A 23,961-nucleotide genomic window follows, 5' to 3' on the forward strand; every position below is an offset into this window, starting at 1 on the left:
GGGTGTTCTCAGTGGCAAAATGTTGTCGGTTGCCGACATTATTGCGCTGGCTGATATGCCGAGCCAGGAAGAGCTGCTCGCCAAGGCTTTGTCGTCGATGAACGCCCCAGTGTCCAACTTTGTTGGTGTCATGGCTGCTATTCCGCGCCAGTTGGTGCAGGTGATCAGCGCAATTGGGCAGAGCAAGGCAGCCTAATTACTGTTTAAATCAAACAATTTATAAAGAATAAGAAGCATAATTTTCGGAGGAAAAAATGGCTGATGTAACTAAAGAACAAGTTGTTGAGTTTTTGAAAGGTATGACCGTTCTGGAGATGTCTGAGTTCGTTAAAGAACTGGAAGAGATCTTCGGTGTTTCCGCGGCTGCTCCGGTTGCAGTTGCTGCTGCTCCAGTTGCTGGCGGTGGTGAAGCTGCTGAAGAGAAGGATGAGTTTGATGTTGTCTTGACCAGCGCGGGCGACAAGAAAATTAACGTTATTAAGGTTGTCCGTGCGATCACCGGCCTCGGTCTGAAAGAGGCAAAAGAGATGGTCGATGGCGCTCCGAACACCGTTAAGGAAGCTGCAGCTAAAGCTGAGGCGGAAGACATTAAGAAGCAACTGGAAGAAGCTGGCGCCAGCGTGGAGCTGAAGTAGACTCTTCGACCCAGTGTAAGACCCTAGCCAAGGTCGCCTTGTGCGGCCTTGGCTATTCTCGTTATCAGCCCTGGTGGAAACGCCAGGGCAGAACTGTCTGTTGGCTCAGATAGCAATCGGAGCTGACAGGTTACGTTGTAATTCGGGATAAACCTGCTATAACACGGCCTTAGGGTGCTGGTTTGATGTCGACATAGTGTATCGGCAGCTCGGCCAGTCTATGATCCTGAACCGAAGGAGAAATCATGGCCTATTCGTTTGCGAATAATCCGCTCCTCAGGAAGCACTTCGCAAAGGTTAGCAATATCATCGATATTCCTAATCTCATCGATATCCAAAAAACTTCCTACAAACGTTTTCTGCAGGCGGACTTACCCTCCAGCGCACGCAAGCCGAGTGGACTGGAAGCGGTTTTCCGTTCTGTGTTTCCGATTCGCGATTTCAGCGATACCTGTTCCATGGAGTACGTCTCTTATGGTTTGGGTACGCCCAAGTATGATGTAGAGGAATGCCACCAGCGCGGCATGACCTATGCGGCACCGATCAAAGTGAAGGTGCGGCTGGTGACCTGGGATGTCGACAAAGAATCCGGCACTCAGTCGATCCGTGACATCAAGGAACAGGAAGTCTATTTTGGTGAAATTCCGTTGATGACGGAGAACGGGACTTTCATAATTAATGGTACCGAGCGGGTTATTGTCAGCCAGTTGCATCGCTCCCCTGGTGTTTTCTTCTCCCATGACAAAGGAAAAACCCATTCGAGCGGGAAGGTGCTTTATAATGCACGGGTCATCCCCTATCGTGGTTCCTGGCTCGATTTCGATTTCGATCATAAAGATATCCTCTGGGTGCGGATCGACCGTCGTCGCAAGCTCCCGGCCACGGTTCTGCTGAAGGCTCTCGGCTATACCACTGAAGAGCTGCTGAACTACTACTATGATCTGGAAGAGATTAAGTGGGATGGCAAGGAGTACCGCAAGGCGATCAATTACGATCTACTTGCGGGCCAGCGTGCCAGTTGTGATGTGTTATCCAGTTCCGGCGAAGTTCTGGTCAAGGCAAACCGCAAGTTCACTCGTGCGGCGATACGCAAAATGAAGGAAGACAATGTCGAGTCGGTTCCGCTTTCGGCAGAGGGGTTGGTCGGCAAGATTGTTGCCAGCGATATCGTCGATGAGTCGACCGGTGAAGTCATTATTGAGTGTAATGGTGAACTGACCGAAGCCAAGCTTGAAGAGTTGCGTGAGAAGGGGATTAATGAGTTCTCGGTTCTCTTTATCGACCACCTTTATGTCGGTTCGTATCTGAGTGACACGCTCAAGGTCGACAAGGTTGAGACTGGTGAAGACGGGATTATTGAGATCTTCCGTCGCCTGCGCCCAGGTGATCCGCCGACGATCAAGACTGCAACTGCTCTGTTCGAGAGCCTGTTTTTCAATGCGGATCGTTATGACATTTCGGCGGTCGGTCGGCTCAAGCTGAACCACAAGCTTGGACTTGATAGCCCGCTTGAGCTGTCAACTCTTACCAAGGAAGATATCCTCCAAGTCGTTCGCTACCTGATCGACCTGCGCAACGGTAAAGGGCATATCGACGACATCGATCACCTCGGCAACCGCCGTGTCCGGGCCGTCGGTGAACTTCTCGAGAATCAGTACCGCGTTGGGCTGGTGCGGATGGAGCGGGCGATCAAGGAACGGATGAGCCTGCAGGATGTCGACAGCCTGATGCCGCATGACCTGATCAACTCCAAGCCGGTTTCGGCCGTGGTTAAGGAATTTTTCGGTTCGTCGCAGCTGTCCCAGTTTATGGATCAGACCAACCCGCTTTCGGAAGTTACTCACAAGCGACGCCTTTCGGCCCTCGGCCCCGGCGGTTTGACCCGTGAACGTGCCGGATTTGAGGTTCGCGACGTTCACCCGACCCACTACGGCCGGGTCTGTCCGATCGAGACACCTGAGGGACCGAACATTGGTTTGATTGCTTCGCTTTCGACTTACGCGCGTATCAACGAGTACGGTTTCGTGGAAACCCCGTACCGGATCGTTGAGAACGGTCAGGTGACCAACGAGATCAAGTACTTCTCGGCCCTTCAGGAAGAGGGGCATGCGATTGCCCAGGCCAACGCGCCGATTGATGAGGATGGCAAGTTTATCAACGAGCTGGTCAACGTGCGTAAGGATGGTGAGTTCATGCTTTTGGCACCAGACGAGATCAGCTTAATGGACGTTTCTCCGAAGCAGATCGTTTCGGTTGCCGCTGCGTTAATTCCGTTCCTCGAAAATGACGACGCCAACCGTGCGCTGATGGGTTCCAACATGCAACGTCAGGCGGTGCCGCTGCTGCGTGCCGATGCGCCGCTGGTCGGCACCGGGATGGAGCGTGTGGTTGCCCACGATTCCGGTAATTCGGTGGTCGCTCGTCATGACGGTGTGGTTGCGAGTGTTGATGCCGGCCGAATAGTTATTCAGATCGATGAAGCTGATATGGATGAAACCGGAACCGGCGTCGATATTTATAACCTGCTCAAATTCAGTCGTTCGAATCAGAATACCTGCATCAACCAAAAGCCGATTGTCAAAGTTGGCGACCGGGTTAAGAAGGGGGATGTGATCGCCGATGGCCCGTCGACCCAGTGGGGCGAGTTGGCCCTGGGGCAGAACGTGCTGGTCGCGTTTATGCCGTGGCACGGTTACAACTTCGAGGATTCGATCCTGATTTCCGAGAAACTGGTGCAGGAAGACCGCTATACCTCGATTCATATCGAGGAATTCGAGTGTGTCGCCCGTGATACCAAGCTCGGTAAGGAAGAGATAACCGACGATATCCCGAATCTGGGTGAGGACGCACTCCGCAACCTCGACGAGTCGGGAATCATCCGTATCGGTGCCAGCGTCAAGCCAGGTGATATTCTGGTCGGCAAGATCACTCCGAAAGGTGAAACTCAGCTCTCTCCGGAAGAGAAGCTGTTGCGCGCCATTTTCGGTGAGAAGGCCGGCGATGTACGAGATACCTCGCTGCGGGTTCCGCCGGGTGAAGAAGGGGTTGTGATCGGCGCCCGGGTTTTCTCCCGTAAAGGCTCCGACAAAGATGCCCGTACCGAGCAGATCGAAACCCGTGAGATTGAGAAGCTGCTCAAGGATCAAGAGGATGAAATCCGTATCCTGCGTACTTCGACCCGCAAAAAGATTCGTTCGTCGCTGGTCGGGTTGATTTCTGCAGTCGACATGATGGATGAGGACGGGACCGTCCTGCTGCCGAAAAAGCGCAAGATCAGCGAAGAGGATTTCGACAAGATTCCTTTTAAGCGACTGCGTGAAATTTCGGTATCGGGAGACCCTGAGACTGAAGAGAAGGTCAATAATCTGCTCAACCGACTGGCTGAGCGTGAGCAGCTGATTTCAGCAGTTTTCGAGGACAAGATTGAGAAATGTCAGCGTGGAGATGATCTGCCACCGGGCGTGATCAAGATGGTCAAGGTCTATATTGCCATCAAACGCAAGCTGCAGGTTGGTGACAAGATGGCCGGTCGTCATGGCAACAAGGGTGTCCTCTCGCGGATTCTGCCGCAGGAAGATATGCCGTACATGGCGGACGGAAGACCGGTTGAAATCGTTCTCAACCCGCTCGGCGTCCCGTCGCGTATGAACGTTGGTCAGATCTTGGAAACACACCTCGGTTTGGCTGCACGCGGTCTGGGTGACCAGATTCAGAAGGTGCTCTACGAGCAGTATTCGGAAGAAGCGCTGAAGAAGCAGCTCAAGGATGCTTATCAAGATCCGGAGCTGGATAGTTTTATCGATGCTCTCAATGAAGATGACCTGAAAGTGTTGGCTCGTCGCCTTGAGCGTGGCGTGCCGATGGCGTCCCCGGTTTTTGAAGGGGTTGCTGAAGAGCAGATGAAGGCCGAGCTGGAGCGTACCGGTTTCAGCACCAGTGGCCAAATGACCTTGACCGATGGCAAGACCGGTGAGCCGTTCAAGGAGAAAGTCACCGTCGGCATTATGTATATGCTGAAGCTGCATCACCTGGTTGACGACAAGATCCATGCCCGTTCGATCGGTCCCTACAGCCTTGTTACTCAGCAGCCGCTCGGTGGTAAGGCGCAGTTCGGTGGTCAGCGTCTCGGGGAGATGGAGGTTTGGGCGATGGAGGCCTACGGTGCCGCCCATGCGCTGCAGGAATTCCTCACCGTCAAGTCGGACGATGTCGCCGGCCGGACCAGGATCTACGAGGCGATCGTCAAGGGCAAGCATACTCTTGAAGCCGGCTTGCCGGAGTCGTTTAACGTTCTGATTAAGGAACTACAGGCGCTCTGTCTTGATGTCGATCTGCTGGAAGAAGAGGACTGATTTAGCGGTTCTCTGCTGAACGGCCGATTGTCTGAAATTTGTAAAGCTGAACACTCATCCTACAAGGAGGATGCGTTTTGGAAGATATTTTCAGTTTGTTTGAGCGCCCGAAAGATCCGTTGAGCTTCAACGCCATCCAGCTGTCGCTGGCATCGCCGGAGAAGATCCGCGAACGTTCTTTCGGGGAAGTGAAAAAGCCGGAGACCATCAACTACCGGACCTTCAAACCGGAACGTGATGGCCTGTTCTGCGCTAAAATCTTTGGTCCGACCAAGGATTATGAGTGTAACTGCGGTAAGTACAAACGGATGAAACACCGCGGTATCGTCTGCGAGAAGTGTGGTGTCGAAGTTATCCCGAGCAAAGTTCGTCGTGAGCGCCTCGGCCACATCGATCTGGCATGCCCTGTAGCGCACATCTGGTTTCTCAAGTCCTTACCGAGCAGGATCGGTGCGTTGCTTGACATGACCCTCAAGGATCTGGAGAAGGTTCTCTACTTTGAGGCTTATGTGGTTCTTGATGCCGGGGATACAAATCTTGAGCGCGGCCAACTGCTGCCGGAGGATAAGTACTCCGAGGCAATGGATGAATTTGCCGGACAGTTTGTTGCCGGCATGGGTGCCGAAGCGATCCGTGAGTTGCTCGCCGAAATCGACTTGGTCGAAGAGAGTGAAACTCTGCGGATCGAGATGAAAGAGGCGACCAGCGAGGCGAAGAAGAAAAAAGTTTCCAAGCGCCTGAAGGTGATCAATTCATTCCGGCAGAGCGGCAATCGTCCTGAATGGATGATTCTCGAGACAATCCCGGTGCTGCCGCCGGAACTGCGCCCCTTGGTCCCGCTCGATGGTGGCCGCTTCGCGACCTCCGACCTGAACGATCTGTATCGTCGGGTTATTAACCGAAATAATCGCCTCAAGCGACTGATCGAGCTGCGTGCGCCGGAAGTTATCATCCGCAACGAAAAGCGGATGCTGCAGGAAGCGGTTGACGCCCTGTTCGACAACGGGCGTCGCGGCCGGGCGATCACTGGCCCGAGCAAGCGACCGCTCAAGTCGCTCTCCGATATGCTCAAGGGTAAGGGGGGGCGTTTCCGGCAGAACCTGCTCGGCAAACGAGTCGACTACTCCGGCCGTTCGGTTATTGTTTGTGGCCCCGAGCTGAAGCTGCATCAGTGCGGTTTGCCGAAGAAGATGGCGCTTGAACTGTTCAAGCCGTTTATCTATCAGAAGCTGGAAGAGAAAGGTTTTTCGACCACGGTCAAGAGTGCCAAGAAGATGGTCGAGAAGGAGAAGACCGAGGTCTGGGATGTTCTTGAGGAGGTCATCAAGGAGCATCCGGTCATGCTCAACCGGGCGCCGACCCTGCACCGTCTGGGGATTCAGGCCTTCGAGCCGGTGCTGATCGAGGGGAAGGCGATTCAGCTGCACCCGCTGGTTTGTACCGCGTTCAACGCCGACTTCGACGGTGATCAGATGGCGGTTCACCTGCCGCTGTCGATCGAAAGCCAGATCGAGGCCCGCGTGCTGATGATGTCGACGAACAACATTCTCTCGCCGGCCAGCGGTAAGCCGATTATCGTGCCGTCGCAGGATATGGTTCTTGGTCTCTACTATATGACCCGTATTCGCCCATTCGTTATCGGTACCGGCAATGTTTTCATGTCGCCGGACGAGGTGCGTATGGCATTTGACGCTGGTGAGGCCGACTTGCAGGCCGCGATCAAGGTGCGGATGGTCCCTGAAACGGGGGCGGAAGAGCAGATTGTTGAAACCACTGTCGGTCGGGTGTTGCTGCGCGATGTTGTCCCGATGTCGATCCCGTTCAAGCATGTCAACAGGGTCATGGGCAAGAAGCAGGTGGCTGACCTGATTGATATCAGTTTCCGCCTTGCCGGTAACAAAGAGACGGTTATTCTTGCCGACAGGATCAAGGAGACCGGCTACCGTTATTCGACCCTGGCCGGTGTGTCGATCTGTCTGGACGATATGGAGATCCCGGCGTCGAAAGAAGAGCGGATCAAGGTGGCTGCTGACGAGGTCAAGGATATCCAGCAGCAGTACACCGAAGGTTTGATCACCGATGGCGAGCGCTACAACAAGGTTATCGATATCTGGGCCAAGTGTACCGAGGATATCGCCGGTACCATGCTTGGCAACATAGCGGTCGACAAGATCAAGTCGGAAGATGGCCAAGAGGTTGAGGTCTCTTCCTTCAACGCGATCCACATGATGGCCGATTCCGGTGCCCGGGGTTCCGCTCAGCAGATTCGTCAGTTGGCCGGGATGCGGGGTCTGATGGCCAAGCCGGATGGCTCAATCATCGAGACGCCGATTACTGCGAACTTCCGCGAAGGTTTGACCGTTCTGCAGTACTTCATTTCGACTCACGGTGCTCGTAAGGGTCTGGCAGATACCGCACTGAAAACCGCGAACTCAGGTTACCTGACCCGGCGTCTGGTTGATGTCGCTCAGGATGCGATTATCACCGAGCAGGACTGCGATACTCTCGACGGGATTATGGTTTCTTCACTCACCGAGGGTGGTGAAGTTATCGAACGTCTCGGCGACCGAATCCTCGGTCGGGTGGCATTGGAGGATATCGTCGATCCGATCACTGACGAGTTGCTGGTAGAGTCGAATCAGCTGATCGATGAAGATCTGGTGACCAAGATTGAAGAGGCCGGGATTGAGAAGATCAAGATCCGTTCGGTTCTGACCTGTAAGAGCAAGCGCGGCATCTGTGCCCTGTGTTACGGTCGTGACCTTGCTCGTGGGCATCTGGTCAATCTTGGTGAGGCGGTTGGTGTTATTGCCGCGCAGTCGATTGGTGAGCCGGGTACCCAGTTGACCATGCGTACCTTCCACATCGGTGGTACCGCATCGCGGCGTGCTGAGCAGACGGCCCTTGAAGCACGGTTCGATGGCCAGCTGAAATTTATCAACCTGATTACAGTTAACGATACCAAAGGGCTGCCGGTGGTTATGAACCGTAAGGGTGAGGTGGCCGTTGTTGACAGTACCGGCCGCGAGAAGGAGCGCTATGCCGTTGTTTACGGTGCTCACCTGACGCGTCAGGAAGGGGCTGAGGTTAAGGCTGGTGATGTCCTGGCCGAATGGGACCCGTACACCGTTCCGATCATCACCGAGGTAGGGGGTATTGTCCATTACGGGGATATCGCCGAAGGGATCACCATGGAAGAGCAGGTTGATGAGGTCACTGGTCTTTCACGTAAGGTTGTCACCGAATCGAAGTCTGCTGATAAGCGGCCGCGAGTCACCTTGAAGGGTGAGGACGGAAAGACTGCCAAGCTGCCGAACGGTGCGCCGGCGCGCTATATGTTGCCGGTGGGTGCGAATATCTCGGTCGAGGAAGGCATGGAGATCCATGCTGGTACCATCTTGGCGAAGATACCGCGTGAAACCACCAAGACCAAGGATATTACCGGTGGTCTGCCGCGGGTTGCCGAGTTGTTCGAGGCGCGCAAGCCGAAAGAGGTTGCGGTTATCTCCGAAATTGATGGTGTGGTTTCCTTCGGTAAGGACTCCAAAGGGAAACGGAAGATCATCGTTACACCAGAGCTTGGTGAACCGATGGAGTACCTGATTCCGAAAGGTAAACATATTTCGGTGCATGAAGGCGACTACCTGCGTGCCGGTGAGGAACTGGTCGATGGTTCCAGTAACCCGCACGACATTTTGCGTGTTCTAGGCAGTAAGGAACTCTCTAAGTACCTGGTTGACGAGGTGCAGGAGGTCTACCGACTGCAGGGCGTTAAAATTAACGACAAGCATATCGAAACCATTGTCCGGCAGATGCTGCGCCGGGTCCAGATCAAGGAGGTGGGAGATACCAACTTCTTGGCCGACGATCAGGTGGAGCGCTGGATCTTCGAGGAGGAGAACGATCGGGTAATGGCCGAGGGTGGCCAACCGGCGATTGGTGAGCCAATTATGCTTGGTATCACCAAGGCATCGCTTTCGACCGAGTCGTTCATCTCGGCGGCATCCTTCCAGGAGACGACCAAGGTTCTCACTCAGGCGGCGATTCAGGGCAAGGTTGACTCTCTGCGCGGCCTCAAGGAGAACGTTATTATGGGACGCTTGATTCCGGCGGGAACCGGGGTTGCCAAGTACCGGGCGGTCGAGTTGATGACGCCGGAGCCGGAGGCAAAATTGGAAGAACCGCTAGACATAGATGAGTCGGAAACGGATGTTTCCGAGACAATAGAATAGAGTGGAGCGAAGGCCCCAGTTAGGGGCCTTCTTGCTGTGTAAGTACTAATTTTTGGGAAGAAAAAAGAGCTTGACAAAGGCAAGGTCGATTGATAATCTCTGCGGGTTTTTCCCCTGAGAAAGACGATACGTAATGGCTGAGTTGAGGCCGTTTTAATATTGAAGAAGATTTGGGAGATAGTTAGATGCCAACAATTAACCAGTTGATTCGCAATGGGCGTAAGAAGAAGGTCTCTAAGTCGACCGCCCCTGCGCTGAAGAATTGTCCGCAGAGACGTGGAGTCTGTACCCGTGTTTACACCACGACTCCCAAGAAGCCGAACTCAGCATTGCGTAAGGTAGCCCGGGTTCGTTTGACCAACGGAATCGTTGTCACTTCCTATATTCCTGGTGTCGGTCACAACCTGCAGGAGCACTCTGTGGTGTTGATCCGTGGCGGCCGGGTTAAGGACTTGCCGGGTGTTCGTTATCATATTGTTCGCGGTACTCTTGACCTCGCTGGGGTTAAGGATCGTAAGCAGGGCCGTTCCAAGTACGGTGCCAAGCGCCCGAAGTAATAGGAAGAGGACGTTATGCCAAGAAGAAGAGAAGTCCCTAAGCGCATTATCCTGCCTGATCCGAAGTTTGGTGATCAGCTGGTTGCTAAATTTGTCAACAACGTCATGGTCGACGGTAAGAAGAGTACCGCTGAGCAGATTGTTTATGGCGCCTTCGATCTGGTTGCTGAGCGCACAGGCAGCAATCCGCTGGAAGTATTTAAGACCGCTATGGACAATGTTCGCCCGGTTCTTGAGGTTAAGTCTCGCCGTGTTGGCGGTTCGACTTATCAGGTTCCGGTTGAGGTTAGCACTTCCCGCCGTACTGCGCTGGCAATGCGCTGGCTGGTGACTTATGCCAAGGGGCGTAGTGAGAAGACGATGCGTGAGCGCCTGGCCGGTGAATTTATTGATGCTTTTAATAATCGCGGTTCCGCTGTCAAAAAGCGTGAAGATACTCACCGCATGGCTGAGGCTAACAAGGCCTTCGCCCACTACCGCTGGTAAGACCGGCCGTAATTTCAGGAGAACGTTGTGGCGCGCAAGGTTGCATTGGATAAGACCCGCAATATAGGGATTATGGCTCATATCGACGCTGGTAAAACGACGACGACTGAGCGGATTCTCTACTACACGGGTGTTTCGCATAAAATAGGTGAAGTTCATGATGGCGCTGCCACTATGGACTGGATGGAGCAGGAGCAGGAGCGGGGTATTACTATTACCTCAGCTGCAACGACCTGCTTTTGGCAGGATCATCGAATCAATATTATTGATACTCCGGGGCACGTTGATTTTACCATTGAGGTTGAGCGTTCACTGAAGGTCCTTGATGGCTCTGTCGCTGTTTTTTGCTCGGTTGGTGGTGTTGAGCCACAGTCTGAGACTGTCTGGCGTCAGGCTGACAAATATGGTGTTCCGCGGATCGCCTTTGTAAACAAGATGGACCGGGTCGGAGCCAACTTTCAGCGTGGTGTCGATATGATTCGCGATCGCCTTGGCGCCAATCCTCTCCCACTGCAGCTGCCGATCGGTGCTGAGGAAAACTTCCGTGGCCTGGTCGATCTGGTCGAGATGAAGGCGATTGTCTGGGATGACGAGTCGATGGGTGCCAAGTATGACGTTATTGATATCCCGGCCGACATGGCTGATGATGTCGAGCTGGCGCGTGAAGCTTTGCTTGAGGAGATCTCCTCCCACGACGACGAGCTGATGGAGAAGTATCTTGGTGGCGAAGAGTTGACTCTCGATGAGATCAAGGCCGCCATCCGCAAGGGGACCCAGGAAATTGCTTTCTGCCCGGTCCTCTGTGGCAGCGCTTTCAAAAACAAGGGTGTTCAGACTCTGCTTGATGCTGTTGTTGATTATATGCCTTCGCCGCTTGATGTCCCGGCGATCAAGGGTGTGCATCCGGATACCGGTGAGGAGCTTGAGCGTCCGGCAGATGATAATGCGCCATTTGCTTCGCTGGCATTCAAGATCATGACCGACCCGTTTGTTGGTCAGTTGAGCTTCTTCCGGGTTTATTCCGGGGTCGCTGAGTCTGGTACGACTGTGTCGAACTCGACCAAGGGTAAGAAAGAGCGCTTTGGTCGCATCCTGAAGATGCACGCTAATAAGCGTGAAGAGATCAAGCAGGTTTATGCCGGTGATATTGCGGCAGCGGTTGGTTTGAAGCATACCACTACGGGTGATACCCTCTGTGCTCCTGATAATCCGGTTATCCTTGAGTCGATGGAGTTCCCGGAGCCTGTTATTCATCTCTCGGTCGAGCCGAAAACGAAGGGTGATCAGGAAAAGATGGGGGTTGCGCTGCAGAAGTTGCTCTCGGAAGACCCGTCATTGAGAGTTCGCACTGATGAGGAGACTGGGCAAACCATTCTCTCTGGCATGGGGGAACTGCATCTCGACATAATCGTTGACCGGATGAAACGTGAGTTCAAGGTTGAGTGTAATGTCGGCGCGCCGCAGGTTGCCTACCGTGAGTCGATCACCAAGACCGTCGAGGTTCAGGGTAAATTTGTCCGTCAGTCTGGTGGTCGTGGCCAGTATGGCGACTGCTGGCTCAAGCTGGAACCGGGAGAGCCGGGTGAAGGTTTCACCTTTATCGACGAGATCAAGGGTGGTGTTATCCCGCGCGAATATATCCCGGCAGTCGGTAAGGGGGCTGAAGAAGCTTCTGAGCAAGGTGTTTTGGCTGGATTCCCGATTGTTGACGTTCGAGTGACGGTTTTTGATGGTTCTTATCACGACGTTGATTCCTCGGAGATGGCCTTCAAAATCGCTGGCTCCATGGGTTTCAAAGAAGGTGCCAAAAAGGCAGCTCCGACCCTGCTTGAGCCGATCATGGCCGTCGAGGTTGTGGTGCCTGAAGAGTATATGGGTGACGTCATTGGTGACCTGAATAGCCGTCGAGGTCGGGTTATGGGGATGGATGCCCGAGGTGGTGCCCAAGTGGTTAGCGCACATGTGCCGCTGTCGAGCATGTTTGGTTATGCGACCGACCTGCGCAGTGCGACCCAGGGGCGTGCCACCTATACGATGGTTTTCGATCATTATGAACAAGTTCCCAAAGCGATTGGTGACGAGATTATCGCCAAGGTCAACGGTTAAGGCCGGGAAAGAGGAGACGAATCATGTCCAAGGAGAAATTTGAGAGGACAAAGCCGCACGTCAATATCGGGACCATCGGTCACGTTGACCACGGTAAGACCACTCTGACTGCAGCAATCACCAAGGTTCTGGCGGAAGCCATGGGTTCTGGTGAGGTTAAGGCGTTCGATCAGATCGATAATGCTCCGGAAGAGCGCGAGCGTGGTATCACTATTGCTACCGCTCACGTTGAGTACGAGACTGCGAACCGTCACTACGCTCACGTTGACTGCCCGGGTCACGCTGACTACGTCAAGAACATGATTACCGGTGCTGCACAGATGGACGGTGCGATTCTGGTTGTCTCCGCTGCTGATGGCCCGATGCCTCAGACCCGTGAGCACATCCTGCTCGCACGTCAGGTCGGCGTTCCGGCCATGGTCGTCTTCCTGAACAAGGCCGATATGGTCGATGATGAAGAGCTCCTCGAGTTGGTCGATATGGAAATCCGCGAGCTTCTCTCCAGCTACGACTTCCCGGGTGACGACATTCCGATCATTGCCGGTTCCGCGCTGGCTGCTCTGGAAGGTCGTGACGACGAGATCGGTAAGGACAAGATTCTTGAGCTGATGGCGCAGGTTGACGAGTATATCCCGGAGCCGGAGCGTGCCATCGACAAGCCATTCCTGATGCCTGTCGAGGACGTTTTCTCGATCTCTGGTCGTGGTACCGTTGCTACTGGTCGTGTCGAGTCGGGTATTGTCAAGGTTTCCGAAGAAGTCGAGATCGTCGGCATCAAGGACACCACTAAGACTGTTGTTACTGGTGTCGAGATGTTCCGTAAGCTGCTCGATCAGGGTCAGGCAGGCGATAATGTCGGCATCCTGCTGCGCGGCGTCAAGCGTGAAGATATCGAGCGTGGCCAAGTTCTGTGTAAGCCGGGTTCGATCAAGCCGCACACCAAGTTCAAGGCTGAGGCCTACATCCTGACCAAGGAAGAGGGTGGTCGTCACACCCCGTTCTTCAAAGGCTATCGTCCTCAGTTTTACTTCCGGACCACGGACGTGACCGGAGTTGTGACTCTGCCTGAAGGTGTTGAGATGGTCATGCCTGGCGACAACATCGCTATGGAAGTTGAGCTGATCACCCCGATCGCAATGGATAAGGAACTGCGTTTTGCTATCCGCGAAGGTGGCCGCACTGTCGGCGCCGGCGTTGTTAGTGAAGTCGTCGAGTAAGAAGGATATAAAGTAATGTCTACACAGAAAATCAGAATTCGTCTGAAGGCCTACGATCACTCACTGCTCGATCAAGCAGTTGCTGAGATTGTCGACACCACCAAGCGTACCGGTTCTCGTCTGGTCGGCCCGATTCCGTTGCCGACTGTGATCAACAAGTACTGCGTGCTGCGTGGTCCACATGTCGACAAGAAGAGCCGTGAACAGTTCGAGATCCGGACTCACAAGCGCCTTCTGGATATCATGGAACCGACCCAGCAGACTGTCGATGCACTGATGAAGCTCGATCTGTCGGCTGGTGTTGATGTTGAGATCAAGCTCTAAGCTGATCCTGCAATAGCGAATTAAGGGCAACAGCAATGATCAACGGACTGTTAGGAAAGAAAATCGGGATGAGTCAGGTTTACGCTGCCGATGGGCAGCGGATTCCGGTGACCGTGCTTGAGGCAGGTCCCTGCACCATCCTGCAAAAGAAGACTGCCGATAGCGATGGCTACGAAGCTGTACAACTTGGCTTCGGTGCCAAGAAGACGCATCGCACCAACAAACCTGCGATGGGCCATTTCAAGAAAGCAGGCAAGGGTGCTTTTGCTCACATTCGTGAGTTCAGCAGCGACGCAGACTGTCAAATTGGCGATGAGGTGACCTGTGGCATGTTTAAGCCTGGGGATCGTATTGATGTAACCGGTACCAGCAAGGGTAAAGGTTTCCAGGGCGTTATGAAGCGTTGGGGATTTGCTGGTGGTCGCGCAAGCCACGGTTCCATGTTTAAGCGTGGCCCCGGTTCTATCGGTCAATCCGCATGGCCGTCAAAAGTTTTCAAGGGCAAGAAGATGGCTGGTCAGATGGGGAACATCCGTGTTACCACACAGAACCTGATCGTTGTCGATGTGCGCCCGGAGCAGAACCTTATCCTTGTGCGTGGTGCCGTGCCCGGTCCGAAAAACGGTCTGGTCGTGATCCGCAAGGGAATCAAGGCCTAAGCGCAGCGGATACAGGAGATTAAATAATGGCAACTGTAACAATTTTTGATCAGGACAAGCAGCAGGTCGGTGAGCGGGAAATCGCTGATGCGGTTTTCAACACCGAAGTTAAGGAATACCTGCTTCACGATATGGTCCGCTATCAGCTGGCCGCCCGTCGCCAAGGAACTGCAGCGGTCAAGAATCGCAGCGCCGTTGCCGGTGGCGGTAAAAAGCCGTTTCGGCAAAAGGGGACCGGTAATGCTCGCCAGGGTACCACTCGTGCGCCGCACTTTGTCGGCGGTGGTGTGGTGTTCGGTCCGCAGCCTCGTTCTTATGCGTTCAAGCTGAATCGCAAAGTCAAGAAAGCAGCGCTTTGTAGTGCTCTCTCGGCCCGCTATCAGGCTGAGAAAATGACCGTCATCAAGGAATTCAACCTTGAGGCGATCAGCACAAAAGCATTTGCACAGCTGATCAACAAGTTCGAACTGGAGGGGGCTCTGGTGGTTATCGATCAGGCCGACCCGAAGGTTGAGCTTTCTGCTCGTAACCTGCGTAATGTCAAGGTGCTGCGTGCAGAAGGCGTGAATGTTTACGATATCCTCAAATACCCGAACCTAGTGTTGACTGACGCTGCGGTGAGCGAGATTGAAGGAGCATTGGAAAAATGAAGCCTCTGTATGAGATTATCCGCAAGCCGCTGATTACTGAGAAGGCCAATCTGCTGAAAGAAGAGAATCAGGTTGTTGCTTTTGAAGTGGCCAAGACTGCGAACAAAATTGAGATCAAACAGGCTGTCGAGAAAGCTTTTGATGTCAAGGTTCAGTCGGTTAACACCATTCAGCAGCGCGGCAAGGTGAAGCGCGTAGGCTACAATATTGGTCAGCGCAGTAACTGGAAGAAAGCTTATGTGACTCTCGCTGAGGGGCACAATATCGATTTTTATGGTGTGTAAGGCCGCGTGTCTTGCAGGCATGGAGTAGCTAATCATGGGTATCAAGAAATTTAATCCGACCTCCGCTGGTCGACGTCATATGACTTCCTTGACCTTCGAGGAAATCACCAAGACTACGCCCGAAAGATCGTTGCTGGCACCGCTGAATAAGAGCGGTGGCCGCAACAATAAGGGGCGTATCACCAAGCGTCACACAGGTGGTGGTCACAAGCAGAAGTATCGGATTATAGACTTCCGTCGTGATAAGAAAGAGGTGCCGGCCAAAGTTGCTTCGGTCGAGTACGACCCGAATCGCAGTGCTAACATTGCCCTGTTGTTCTACGTTGACGGCGAGAAGCGCTATATTCTGGCACCTAAGGGCCTGAATGTCGGTGATACCGTGGTCGCCAGTGAAACTGCTGACATCACTCCGGGTAATGCCATGACCATCAAGTCGATTCCTCTCGGTACTTGGGTTCACAATGTCGAACTGAAGATGGGAAAGGGTGGGCAACTCGCTCGTAGCGCCGGGGCCTACGCGATGATCGCTGCCAAGGAAGGACGTTACGCTCAGCTGCGTCTGCCTTCCGGGGAGGTTCGGCTGGTTCTTCAGGAATGTGTGGCTACCATCGGGCAAGTTGGCAACCTTGATCATGAAAAGGTCAAGATCGGTAAAGCCGGTCGGAACCGCTGGCTTGGCAAGCGTCCGCAGTCCCGTGGTGTTGCGATGAACCCGGTTGATCACCCGCATGGTGGTGGTGAGGGTAAGAGCTCTGGTGGCCGTCACCCGGTTACTCCCTGGGGTGTGCCGACCAAGGGTTACAAGACCCGGACCAATAAACGTACTGATAAGTTCATCGTCCGTCGTCGGAATAAGAAGTAATTTTTTTAAGATACAGGTTCTAGGAGACAGCCGTGGCAAGATCAATTAAAAAAGGTTTTTACGTTCAGGAGTGCCTGTTGCGTAAAGTGGACCTCGAAGGTGAAGCGAATCGGAATAAGGTGATCAAAACGTGGTCGCGTCGTTCGACCATTATTCCTGAATTCGTCGGCTCGACTTTTGCCGTGCATAATGGTAAAAAGTTCGTCCCCGTGTTTGTGACAGAGAACATGGTTGGCCACAAGCTGGGCGAATTCGCGCCGACCCGAACCTATTATGGTCACGGTGCTGATAAAAAGAGCAAGGTCAGAAAGTAAGTCCGCGAGACCTGACAGGAGTTCCGAACAATGGAAACACAAGCTAAATTAAGGAACGTCCGCCTTTCTCCACAGAAGGCGAGACTGGTTGTCGATATGGTACGCGGCAAGGGGATTCAGGAAGCGATGAACATCCTTCAGTTTTCCCCGCAGAAGACCGCGCCCATTCTTTCTAAACTATTGAAATCAGCTGTTGCGAATGCAGAGCAAAAGGGCGTCTCTGATGTCGACCAACTGTTTGTTAAAACAGTTATGGTTGATCAGGGTCCGGTTTTGCGTCGCTTTATGCCCCGTGCACAGGGGCGTGCCAGCCGGATTCGTAAGCCGACCAGCCACATCACCGTGGTTCTGGACGTTAAGTAAGTCGAGGAGGTGACCCTTTGGGCCAGAAAGTTCATCCAATAGGATTTCGTCTGGGGATCAACCGGACTTGGGAGTCGCGCTGGTATGCGGATGCGGATTATTCCGAGAAGCTGCATGCAGACTTGAAACTGCGCAATTTCCTGAAGAAGCGTCTTTATCATGCAGGTATTTCCAAGATCGAGTTGGAGCGTGCTGCCAATAAAGTCAAGATCAATATTTTTGCCGCACGACCTGGCATCATCATCGGTAAGAAGGGTTCCGAAGTTGAAGTGCTGAAGAAGGATTTGGCAAAGATCACTGATGATGAGTGCTTCATTAATATTCAGGAAGTCCGTAAGCCTGAGGTTGATGCTCAGTTGGTCGCCGAGAATGTTGCGTTGCAGCTTGAACGTCGCGTCGCTTTCCGTCGCGCGATGAAGCGTAGCGTCAGCATGGCATTGAAGTTCGGTGCCAAAGGGATCAAGATTAACTGCGCCGGTCGTCTGGGTGGTGCGGAAATGAGCCGGACTGAATGGTACCGTGAAGGTCGTGTGCCACTGCACACCCTGCGTGCCGATATCGATTATGGTTTCGCCGAGGCGATGACCACCTACGGGATTATCGGTGTCAAAGTCCTGATTTTCAAGGGCGAAGTCCTTGGCAAAGAGAAGGAACAGCCGGCAGGCTGATCAGGGGTAATTCATCATGTTAATGCCGAAGAAGGTTAAGCGTAGGAAGCAGTTTACCGGCCGGATGACTGGTCAGGCGAGCCGCGGCACTGAGGTGAACTTCGGAGATTTCGGGTTGCAGGCACTGGAGTGTGGCTGGCTCTCTTCCCGTCAGATCGAGGCTGCTCGTCGTGCTATGACCCGTTATATTAAGCGGGGCGGTAAAATTTGGATCCGCTCTTTCCCACACAAGCCGTTGACCAGCAAGCCTGCTGAAACGCGGATGGGTAAAGGTAAGGGCTCCCCAGAAAAATGGGTCGCCGTAGTTAAGCCGGGGCATGTCATTTATGAAATGCAGGGTGTGACTGAAGAAGTGGCTCGCGAAGCGTTTCGTCTGGCCGCCCACAAGCTGCCGATGAAGACCAAGTTCGTGAAAAGAGAGGCCGGCGATGAAGGCTAGTGAAATTAAAGACCTGAGTGTCGAAGAGTTGCAGGCAAAGCAGGCTGAACTGCAGCAGGAGTTGTTTAACCTGCGTTTTCAGCTTCATACCGGTCATCTGGAAAATACAGCCCGGGTCTCACAGGTGCGTAAAGATGTTGCCCGTGTCAAAACCGTGCTGACCAGCAAGCTGAATGCCTAGCGGGTGTGAGGGAAAAATGAGTCAAGAACGAGGTAACCGGAGAACCCGGATCGGCGTTGTAGTTAGTGACAAGATGGACAAGACTGTGGTAGTTCGGGTCGATCATCTGGTCAAGCACAGCGTTTACAAAAAGTACATCAAGCGCAAGGTCAACTGTAAGGCCCATGATGAGGCGAACAGTTGTGGCGTTGGTGATAAAGTTCTGATTGTCGAAACCAGGCCCTTGTCGAAAGACAAGCGCTGGCGTGTCCGCCAGATCCTGGAGAAGGCCGTTATCGCGTAGGAGAGTAAGTCATGATCCAGATGCAATCAATGCTCAGCGTGGCGGACAATTCAGGTGCTAAGAAACTTTGTTGTATTAAAGTTCCTGGTGGGTCCAAGCGTGTGTACGCCGGTATCGGCGACGTAATTGTTTGCAGTGTGAAAGAAGCACTGCCGAATTCGAAGGTCAAGAAGGGTGATGTTGTGCGTGCTGTTATCGTCCGCACTGCAAAGGAAATCCCTCGTCCGGACGGTTCCTTCATTCGTTTTGACAACAACTCAGCGGTTGTTATCAATAATGCGAATGAGCCGATCGGGACCCGGATCTTTGGCCCTGTCGCCAGAGAGTTGCGGGCTCGTCATTTTATGAAGATCGTCTCGCTGGCCCCTGAAGTTCTTTAATTTCTGACTGTAGGAGAGTCGAAGCGATGGCTACTGCAAAAATTCATGTCAAAAAAGATGACATGGTGAAAATTATCGCCGGCAAGGAAAAGGGTAAGACTGGTAAAGTCCTGCGCGTTTTTCCGGCCAAGGGTCGCGTTGTGGTGGAAAACCTCAACGTTATAAAGCGCCATACCCGTCCCAGCCAACTGAATCCGGAAGGTGGGATTGTGGAGAAGGAAGCTGCTTTGAGCATTTCGAATGTAATGCTGGTTTGCAGCTCCTGTAACGAAGCAGCACGGACAGGTATCCGTAAGCTGGACGATGGCAGCAAGGCCCGTTACTGCAAAAAGTGTAACGCGAGCGTAGATAAGTAAACGGAGAGTTCGATGGCCAGGTTGAAACAGGCATATATTCAGGAGCAGATTCCTGCCCTGATGAAGGAATTTGGATACAAGAACGTTATGCAAGTTCCAAAAATCGAGAAAGTCGTTCTGAACATGGGCCTCGGTGAGGCGATTCAGAATCCGAAACTGCTGGAATCAGCAGTTGAAGAACTGGAGCGGATCAGCGGTCAGAAGGCTGTGATCACCAAAGCCAGAAAGTCGATCGCAACCTTCAAGCTGCGTGAAGAGATGGCAATTGGTACCTGCGTGACTTTGCGTCAGAATCGTGCCTGGGAATTCCTTGACCGTCTGATCAATGTTGCTTTGCCGCGTGTCCGTGACTTCAAGGGAGTTACCCCGAAGGCATTTGACGGTCGCGGTAATTATACTCTTGGTATCCGCGAGCAGCTGATTTTCCCGGAGATCGATCTGGATAAGATCGCCAAGGTTTCCGGTTTGAACGTCACTATTGTAACCACGGCAAAGACCGATGAAGAGGGCCGCGCTCTGCTGGCTGGACTCGGCATGCCGTTCAGAAAATAGCACCGGATAGCGGAGGATATTGTGGCTAAGAAGTCTATGATTGCTAAAGCGAAGCGGCCGAAGAAGTTCGCGGTCCGTGAGTACAACCGCTGTCCGATCTGCGGTCGTCCGCGCGCTTATTATCGTAAGTTTGATATGTGCAGAATTTGTCTGCGGAAACTGGCATCCGAAGGGAAAGTCCCTGGTGTTGTCAAGTCCAGCTGGTAACAGCAAAGAGGAGTAGCTAGAAAATGTCGATGACCGATCCGATGGCGGATCTGCTGACCCGCATCCGTAATGCCGGGATGGCAGGACACGCTAAACTTGATATCCCCTCCAGCAACTTGAAGGTTGCAGTAACCACGGTCCTGAAGGATCTTGGCTATATCAAAAATTTCAAAACCATCAGCGATAACAAGCAGGGTATGTTGCGGATTTATCTGAAATATGATGACAACCAGACCCCGGTTATCCATGAGATCAAGCGGGTTTCGACCCCGGGTCGGCGTGTCTACGTTGGTAAGGGGGAAATTCCTCGTGTGAAGAATGGCCTTGGGGCTTCGATTTTGTCGACCTCAAAAGGTGTTCTTGACGATGTCGCTGCTCGCAAGGCTGAAGTCGGCGGCGAAGTTATCTGCACCGTTTGGTAAGCAAGGAGTTACGACAATGTCACGTATTGGTAAATTACCTGTCGCCATTCCTGCCGGTGTCAAGGTGTCCCTCGATGGCACCAAGATGACTGTCCAGGGTCCGAAGGGAACCTTGTCTCAGGAATTGCACGAGCGGATGAATATTGCGGTCGAAACCGAGCAGATTCTGGTGACCCGTCCGACCGATGACAAGCAAGACACTGCTCTGCATGGGTTGACCCGTGCACTGATTAACAACATGGTCGTCGGTGTGACCACCGGTTTTCAGAAAGTTCTTGAGATCAACGGCGTTGGTTACCGGGCTGAGATCAGCGGCAAGATTCTGACTCTGAGCCTCGGATATTCGCATCCGGTTGTCTATGAGCTTCCGGAAGGAATTACCGTAGAGGTTGAGAAGCAGACCAAGCTGTCGGTGCAAGGTATCGACAAGCAGTTGGTTGGTTCGGCGGCAGCAAAGATCCGCTCTTTCCGTGCCCCGGAGCCTTATAAAGGCAAGGGGATTAAGTATGCGGACGAGCGCATCGTGCGTAAGGCTGGTAAGGCCGGTAAGTAAGAATCATAAACGTATAGGAGCATTACTGTGAACGAATCCCAAAAAAGACGTGCCGCTCGTTTGAAGCGTCAGGCGCGTGTTAGAAAAAAAGTGCGTGGGACCACTGAATGCCCCCGGCTCTCCGTCTTCCGCAGCGCCAAGCATATTTATGCCCAGATTATCGAGGACACTACCGGGAAGACCCTGGTGGCAGCTTCGACTGTCAGCAAAGATATCGATTTGGCTCAGTGCGGCAATGTGGAGGCAGCCAAGGCAGTCGGTTCCGCTATTGCAAAAAAGGCTCTTGACCAGAACATTACTCAGGTCGTTTTCGACCGTAACGGTTTCCTGTACCAGGGGCGTGTCCAGGCGCTTGCTGATGCTGCACGTGAAGCCGGACTGAAGCTTTAAGGAGAAGGGCTGTGCTGCACATTGATCCTGATAAATTGGAATTGACCGATCGGGTCATTCATATCAACCGTAACGCCAAAGTTGTTAAAGGCGGTCGTCGTTTCAGCTTCTCTGCACTCGTCGTTGTAGGCGATGGCGAAGGTCATGTCGGGTATGGTCTCGGTAAGGCGAAAGAGGTTCCTGAGGCTATCCGTAAAGGTGTCGAGCAGGCTCGAAAAAGTCTGATCAAGGTACCGATTCAGGATGGTAGAACCATTCCTTACGATGTTATCGGCAAGTATGGTGCCGGGAAGGTGCTGCTCAAGCCTGCATCTGAAGGTACCGGTGTGATTGCCGGTGGTGCTGTTCGCCCGATTCTGGAAGCTGTCGGCGTCGGCAATATTTTGACCAAGTGCCTCGGATCCAACAACCCACACAACGTGGTCAAAGCGACTATCAATGCTCTGAAGATGCTGAAGAGCCCGGCAGAGATCAACGCCCGTCGCGGCATTGCCAACGACTAAACGACGTTGAGGAGGACTGAAAAATGGCGACAGAAGTGAAAGTCACCCTGAAGCGTAGTCCGATCGGGCGTAAGGAATATTTCGGCAAGGTTCTTAAAGGACTTGGGCTGAAGCGTCTGCATCAGACAGTGACCTTGAAAGACACCCCGGAAATCCGTGGGATGATCCGCAAGGTCGAACATATGGTTACGGTCGAAGACTGATAACGCAGAGGATAGCAAGATGGATTTAAGTAATCTGAAACCGGCTGCCGGTTCGACAAAAAATAGAAAGCGCATTGGCCGTGGCCCCGGATCTGGTGCCGGGAAGACTGCTGGCAAGGGGCATAAGGGCCAGAATGCCCGCAGCGGCGGTGGCGTAAAGCCTGGCTTCGAAGGTGGTCAGATGCCCCTTCAGCGGCGGTTGCCGAAGCGCGGTTTTGCTTCGCTGAATAAGAAAGTCTATGCTTTGGTTAACCTGCGCGATCTCGACGCGTTCGATGCCGGCGCCGTCGTCGATATTGAGGCTCTTGGCAATGCTGGTTTGATCAGCGGAGTTAAGGATGGCGTCAAGATTCTAGCTGATGGCGACATCAGCAAAGCGCTGACTGTACAGGCTCATAAATTCAGCAAGTCTGCCGCTGAGAAAATTGTGGCTGCAGGCGGTAAAGCCGAGGTACTCTAAATCATGTCGACCCTGCAAAATATTTTTGCCATTCCGGAGCTGCGGCGCCGGATTATGTTTACGCTTGGCATGCTGGCTGTTTATCGGGTCGGCTGTCACATCCCGACACCGGGTGTTGACGCGCATGTTCTGGCAAAGTTTTTTGAAGGGACAGAGGGGACACTGCTCGGTCTGGTTTCGGCATTCACGGGTGGTGCGCTGAAGCAGATGGCAGTTTTTGCTCTCGGTATCATGCCCTATATCAGCTCCTCGATTATTTTCCAGCTGTTGACAGTGGTCTTCGAGCCGATTGAAAAGCTCTCCAAAGAGGGAGAGCAGGGGCGTAAAAAAATTACCCAGTACACCCGTTATGGAACGATTGCTCTGGCGATCATCCAGGGGACGGGTATTGCAACTGGTCTTCAGGGGATGGTTGGCCCCGCCGGTGAGCCGGTGGTGCCTAATCCAGGTATCGGGTTCATCTTGATGACCGTTATTACTTTGACAGCTGGTACTGCATTCATCATGTGGCTTGGTGAGCAGATCACCGAACGTGGCATCGGTAACGGTATTTCACTGATTATCTTCGCCGGTATCGTAGCAGGAACTCCCTCGGCAATCGTCAACTCGATGCGACTGGTGGAAACCGGAGCCATGACCGTTACGACTGTCGTGTTTATTCTTGCCTTGATGCTGATTGTGGTTGCGGCAATTGTTTATATGGAGAGTGCGAGACGTCGGGTACCGATTCATTACGCCAAGCGGGTTGTCGGAATGCGCAACATGGGCGGTCAGGCCAGTCACTTACCATTGAAGATCAATATGAGTGGAGTTATTCCACCGATTTTCGCCAGTTCGATCATGATGTTTCCCGCGACTATCGCGAATTTTATCGATGCTCCCTGGGTAAAATCAGTATCAGCGGTGTTGGCTCCGAGCCACTGGGTCTACAACGTTTTTTATGTTGCTTTTATCGTTTTCTTTTGCTACTTCTACACGGCTATTACCTTCAACCCTGTAAATGTTGCCGAAAACGTCAAGAATCAAGGTGGTTTTGTGCCTGGAATTCGTCCTGGGAAGGAAACTGCCGACTATCTTGATACAGTGCTTGGACGACTGACCTTCGCTGGTGCGATTTATATCTCGCTGGTCTGTGTGTTGCCGACATTGCTGATCAATCAACTGAATGTACCGTTTTTCTTTGGCGGGACTTCGTTGTTGATTGTTGTTGGTGTCGGGATGGATACTGCGTCGCAGATTGAGGCACATTTGATCTCGCGTTCGTATGAAGGTTTTATGAAGGGCGTTTCGTTGAAGGGCCGGCAGGGTTAAGGTTCGATTGAT

29 protein-coding genes and 1 pseudogene are annotated in these 23,961 nt (G+C 53.0%); all 30 read left to right on the forward strand.

Annotated features, from left to right (window positions below):
- Window positions 1-196: pseudogene (locus tag Q7J88_RS08140) on the forward strand (50S ribosomal protein L10); the annotation flags it as partial.
- A 58-nt stretch (window positions 197-254) separates the two neighbouring features.
- Window positions 255-635 (forward strand): 50S ribosomal protein L7/L12, encoded by a 381-nt coding sequence (rplL, locus tag Q7J88_RS08145; protein WP_303721672.1) that lies wholly within the window; start codon window positions 255-257, stop codon window positions 633-635.
- Between the two features lie 245 nt (window positions 636-880).
- A complete protein-coding gene (gene rpoB / locus Q7J88_RS08150; RefSeq protein WP_303721674.1) occupies window positions 881-4,987 on the forward strand; it encodes a DNA-directed RNA polymerase subunit beta in 4,107 nt (1,368 codons plus the stop codon).
- 77 nt (window positions 4,988-5,064) lie between these two features.
- Window positions 5,065-9,219 carry a DNA-directed RNA polymerase subunit beta' gene (gene rpoC, locus Q7J88_RS08155; protein WP_303721675.1) on the forward strand — a complete coding sequence of 1,385 codons (4,155 nt, stop codon included), beginning with the start codon at window positions 5,065-5,067 and terminating at the stop codon, window positions 9,217-9,219.
- A 185-nt stretch (window positions 9,220-9,404) separates the two neighbouring features.
- The gene (rpsL, locus tag Q7J88_RS08160; protein ID WP_303721676.1) at window positions 9,405-9,776 is read left to right on the forward strand and encodes a 30S ribosomal protein S12; all 372 of its coding nucleotides are present in this window, start codon (window positions 9,405-9,407) and stop codon (window positions 9,774-9,776) included.
- Window positions 9,777-9,791: 15 nt separating this feature from the next.
- On the forward strand, window positions 9,792-10,262 hold the full coding sequence (gene rpsG / locus Q7J88_RS08165; protein WP_303721677.1) for a 30S ribosomal protein S7: 471 nt from the start codon (window positions 9,792-9,794) through the stop codon (window positions 10,260-10,262).
- A 27-nt stretch (window positions 10,263-10,289) separates the two neighbouring features.
- Window positions 10,290-12,368: an elongation factor G gene (gene fusA, locus Q7J88_RS08170; RefSeq protein WP_303721678.1), complete on the forward strand. Its 2,079-nt coding sequence runs from the start codon at window positions 10,290-10,292 to the stop codon at window positions 12,366-12,368.
- Window positions 12,369-12,391: 23 nt separating this feature from the next.
- The gene (gene tuf / locus Q7J88_RS08175) at window positions 12,392-13,585 is read left to right on the forward strand and encodes an elongation factor Tu (RefSeq protein ID WP_303721679.1); all 1,194 of its coding nucleotides are present in this window, start codon (window positions 12,392-12,394) and stop codon (window positions 13,583-13,585) included.
- A gap of 15 nt (window positions 13,586-13,600) precedes the next feature.
- A complete protein-coding gene (rpsJ, locus tag Q7J88_RS08180) occupies window positions 13,601-13,909 on the forward strand; it encodes a 30S ribosomal protein S10 (RefSeq protein WP_029911171.1) in 309 nt (102 codons plus the stop codon).
- 35 nt (window positions 13,910-13,944) lie between these two features.
- Window positions 13,945-14,568, forward strand: coding sequence for a 50S ribosomal protein L3 (rplC, locus tag Q7J88_RS08185; RefSeq protein WP_369681996.1), 624 nt, complete (start codon window positions 13,945-13,947; stop codon window positions 14,566-14,568).
- Window positions 14,569-14,594: 26 nt separating this feature from the next.
- Window positions 14,595-15,218, forward strand: a complete 624-nt coding sequence (rplD, locus tag Q7J88_RS08190) for a 50S ribosomal protein L4 (RefSeq protein ID WP_303721680.1) — start codon at window positions 14,595-14,597, stop codon at window positions 15,216-15,218.
- The gene (locus Q7J88_RS08195) at window positions 15,215-15,502 is read left to right on the forward strand and encodes a 50S ribosomal protein L23 (RefSeq protein ID WP_369681997.1); all 288 of its coding nucleotides are present in this window, start codon (window positions 15,215-15,217) and stop codon (window positions 15,500-15,502) included. Before rplD ends, Q7J88_RS08195 begins: the two co-directional genes overlap by 4 nt.
- A gap of 34 nt (window positions 15,503-15,536) precedes the next feature.
- On the forward strand, window positions 15,537-16,364 hold the full coding sequence (rplB, locus tag Q7J88_RS08200) for a 50S ribosomal protein L2 (RefSeq protein ID WP_303721681.1): 828 nt from the start codon (window positions 15,537-15,539) through the stop codon (window positions 16,362-16,364).
- Between the two features lie 32 nt (window positions 16,365-16,396).
- Entirely contained in the window at window positions 16,397-16,678 is a 282-nt protein-coding gene (rpsS, locus tag Q7J88_RS08205) for a 30S ribosomal protein S19 (RefSeq protein WP_303721682.1), read from the forward strand.
- 30 nt (window positions 16,679-16,708) lie between these two features.
- A complete protein-coding gene (gene rplV, locus Q7J88_RS08210) occupies window positions 16,709-17,041 on the forward strand; it encodes a 50S ribosomal protein L22 (protein ID WP_303721683.1) in 333 nt (110 codons plus the stop codon).
- Window positions 17,042-17,058: 17 nt separating this feature from the next.
- A complete protein-coding gene (gene rpsC / locus Q7J88_RS08215) occupies window positions 17,059-17,709 on the forward strand; it encodes a 30S ribosomal protein S3 (protein ID WP_303721684.1) in 651 nt (216 codons plus the stop codon).
- A 16-nt stretch (window positions 17,710-17,725) separates the two neighbouring features.
- On the forward strand, window positions 17,726-18,148 hold the full coding sequence (rplP, locus tag Q7J88_RS08220) for a 50S ribosomal protein L16 (protein WP_303721685.1): 423 nt from the start codon (window positions 17,726-17,728) through the stop codon (window positions 18,146-18,148).
- The gene (gene rpmC / locus Q7J88_RS08225) at window positions 18,138-18,329 is read left to right on the forward strand and encodes a 50S ribosomal protein L29 (protein ID WP_303721686.1); all 192 of its coding nucleotides are present in this window, start codon (window positions 18,138-18,140) and stop codon (window positions 18,327-18,329) included. Before rplP ends, rpmC begins: the two co-directional genes overlap by 11 nt.
- A 16-nt stretch (window positions 18,330-18,345) precedes the next feature.
- Window positions 18,346-18,612, forward strand: coding sequence for a 30S ribosomal protein S17 (rpsQ, locus tag Q7J88_RS08230; RefSeq protein ID WP_303721687.1), 267 nt, complete (start codon window positions 18,346-18,348; stop codon window positions 18,610-18,612).
- Window positions 18,613-18,623: 11 nt separating this feature from the next.
- Window positions 18,624-18,992, forward strand: coding sequence for a 50S ribosomal protein L14 (gene rplN, locus Q7J88_RS08235; RefSeq protein ID WP_303721688.1), 369 nt, complete (start codon window positions 18,624-18,626; stop codon window positions 18,990-18,992).
- 26 nt (window positions 18,993-19,018) lie between these two features.
- Complete coding sequence (rplX, locus tag Q7J88_RS08240) at window positions 19,019-19,348, forward strand: 50S ribosomal protein L24 (RefSeq protein WP_369681998.1); 330 nt, start codon at window positions 19,019-19,021, stop codon at window positions 19,346-19,348.
- Window positions 19,349-19,360: 12 nt separating this feature from the next.
- Window positions 19,361-19,900, forward strand: a complete 540-nt coding sequence (rplE, locus tag Q7J88_RS08245) for a 50S ribosomal protein L5 (RefSeq protein ID WP_303721689.1) — start codon at window positions 19,361-19,363, stop codon at window positions 19,898-19,900.
- A gap of 21 nt (window positions 19,901-19,921) precedes the next feature.
- Window positions 19,922-20,107 (forward strand): type Z 30S ribosomal protein S14, encoded by a 186-nt coding sequence (locus tag Q7J88_RS08250; protein ID WP_303721690.1) that lies wholly within the window; start codon window positions 19,922-19,924, stop codon window positions 20,105-20,107.
- A 23-nt stretch (window positions 20,108-20,130) separates the two neighbouring features.
- Complete coding sequence (gene rpsH / locus Q7J88_RS08255) at window positions 20,131-20,529, forward strand: 30S ribosomal protein S8 (protein WP_303721691.1); 399 nt, start codon at window positions 20,131-20,133, stop codon at window positions 20,527-20,529.
- 16 nt (window positions 20,530-20,545) lie between these two features.
- Window positions 20,546-21,082 (forward strand): 50S ribosomal protein L6, encoded by a 537-nt coding sequence (gene rplF / locus Q7J88_RS08260; RefSeq protein WP_303721692.1) that lies wholly within the window; start codon window positions 20,546-20,548, stop codon window positions 21,080-21,082.
- Between the two features lie 27 nt (window positions 21,083-21,109).
- Complete coding sequence (rplR, locus tag Q7J88_RS08265; RefSeq protein WP_303721693.1) at window positions 21,110-21,472, forward strand: 50S ribosomal protein L18; 363 nt, start codon at window positions 21,110-21,112, stop codon at window positions 21,470-21,472.
- An 11-nt stretch (window positions 21,473-21,483) separates the two neighbouring features.
- Window positions 21,484-21,975, forward strand: a complete 492-nt coding sequence (gene rpsE, locus Q7J88_RS08270) for a 30S ribosomal protein S5 (protein ID WP_303721694.1) — start codon at window positions 21,484-21,486, stop codon at window positions 21,973-21,975.
- A gap of 23 nt (window positions 21,976-21,998) precedes the next feature.
- Window positions 21,999-22,178, forward strand: a complete 180-nt coding sequence (gene rpmD, locus Q7J88_RS08275) for a 50S ribosomal protein L30 (RefSeq protein WP_303721695.1) — start codon at window positions 21,999-22,001, stop codon at window positions 22,176-22,178.
- Window positions 22,179-22,197: 19 nt separating this feature from the next.
- On the forward strand, window positions 22,198-22,638 hold the full coding sequence (rplO, locus tag Q7J88_RS08280; RefSeq protein ID WP_303721696.1) for a 50S ribosomal protein L15: 441 nt from the start codon (window positions 22,198-22,200) through the stop codon (window positions 22,636-22,638).
- Entirely contained in the window at window positions 22,639-23,949 is a 1,311-nt protein-coding gene (secY, locus tag Q7J88_RS08285) for a preprotein translocase subunit SecY (protein ID WP_369682000.1), read from the forward strand.
- Window positions 23,950-23,961 lie beyond the last annotated feature (12 nt).

The organism is Malonomonas rubra, from assembly GCF_003247215.1.
GTDB classification, from domain to species: Bacteria; Desulfobacterota; Desulfuromonadia; order Desulfuromonadales; family Geopsychrobacteraceae; genus Malonomonas; species Malonomonas rubra_A.

Coding starts and splice junctions, on each gene's coding strand:
- rplL (WP_303721672.1), top strand. CDS start 255: ATGGCTGATGTAACTAAAGAACAAGTTGTTGAGTTTTTGAAAGGTATG.
- rpoB (WP_303721674.1), top strand. CDS start 881: ATGGCCTATTCGTTTGCGAATAATCCGCTCCTCAGGAAGCACTTCGCA.
- rpsL (WP_303721676.1), top strand. CDS start 9,405: ATGCCAACAATTAACCAGTTGATTCGCAATGGGCGTAAGAAGAAGGTC.
- rpsG (WP_303721677.1), top strand. CDS start 9,792: ATGCCAAGAAGAAGAGAAGTCCCTAAGCGCATTATCCTGCCTGATCCG.
- tuf (WP_303721679.1), top strand. CDS start 12,392: ATGTCCAAGGAGAAATTTGAGAGGACAAAGCCGCACGTCAATATCGGG.
- rpsJ (WP_029911171.1), top strand. CDS start 13,601: ATGTCTACACAGAAAATCAGAATTCGTCTGAAGGCCTACGATCACTCA.
- rplC (WP_369681996.1), top strand. CDS start 13,945: ATGATCAACGGACTGTTAGGAAAGAAAATCGGGATGAGTCAGGTTTAC.
- rplD (WP_303721680.1), top strand. CDS start 14,595: ATGGCAACTGTAACAATTTTTGATCAGGACAAGCAGCAGGTCGGTGAG.
- Q7J88_RS08195 (WP_369681997.1), top strand. CDS start 15,215: ATGAAGCCTCTGTATGAGATTATCCGCAAGCCGCTGATTACTGAGAAG.
- rplB (WP_303721681.1), top strand. CDS start 15,537: ATGGGTATCAAGAAATTTAATCCGACCTCCGCTGGTCGACGTCATATG.
- rplV (WP_303721683.1), top strand. CDS start 16,709: ATGGAAACACAAGCTAAATTAAGGAACGTCCGCCTTTCTCCACAGAAG.
- rplP (WP_303721685.1), top strand. CDS start 17,726: ATGTTAATGCCGAAGAAGGTTAAGCGTAGGAAGCAGTTTACCGGCCGG.
- rpmC (WP_303721686.1), top strand. CDS start 18,138: ATGAAGGCTAGTGAAATTAAAGACCTGAGTGTCGAAGAGTTGCAGGCA.
- rpsQ (WP_303721687.1), top strand. CDS start 18,346: ATGAGTCAAGAACGAGGTAACCGGAGAACCCGGATCGGCGTTGTAGTT.
- rplN (WP_303721688.1), top strand. CDS start 18,624: ATGATCCAGATGCAATCAATGCTCAGCGTGGCGGACAATTCAGGTGCT.
- rplX (WP_369681998.1), top strand. CDS start 19,019: ATGGCTACTGCAAAAATTCATGTCAAAAAAGATGACATGGTGAAAATT.
- rplE (WP_303721689.1), top strand. CDS start 19,361: ATGGCCAGGTTGAAACAGGCATATATTCAGGAGCAGATTCCTGCCCTG.
- rpsH (WP_303721691.1), top strand. CDS start 20,131: ATGTCGATGACCGATCCGATGGCGGATCTGCTGACCCGCATCCGTAAT.
- rplF (WP_303721692.1), top strand. CDS start 20,546: ATGTCACGTATTGGTAAATTACCTGTCGCCATTCCTGCCGGTGTCAAG.
- rpmD (WP_303721695.1), top strand. CDS start 21,999: ATGGCGACAGAAGTGAAAGTCACCCTGAAGCGTAGTCCGATCGGGCGT.
- rplO (WP_303721696.1), top strand. CDS start 22,198: ATGGATTTAAGTAATCTGAAACCGGCTGCCGGTTCGACAAAAAATAGA.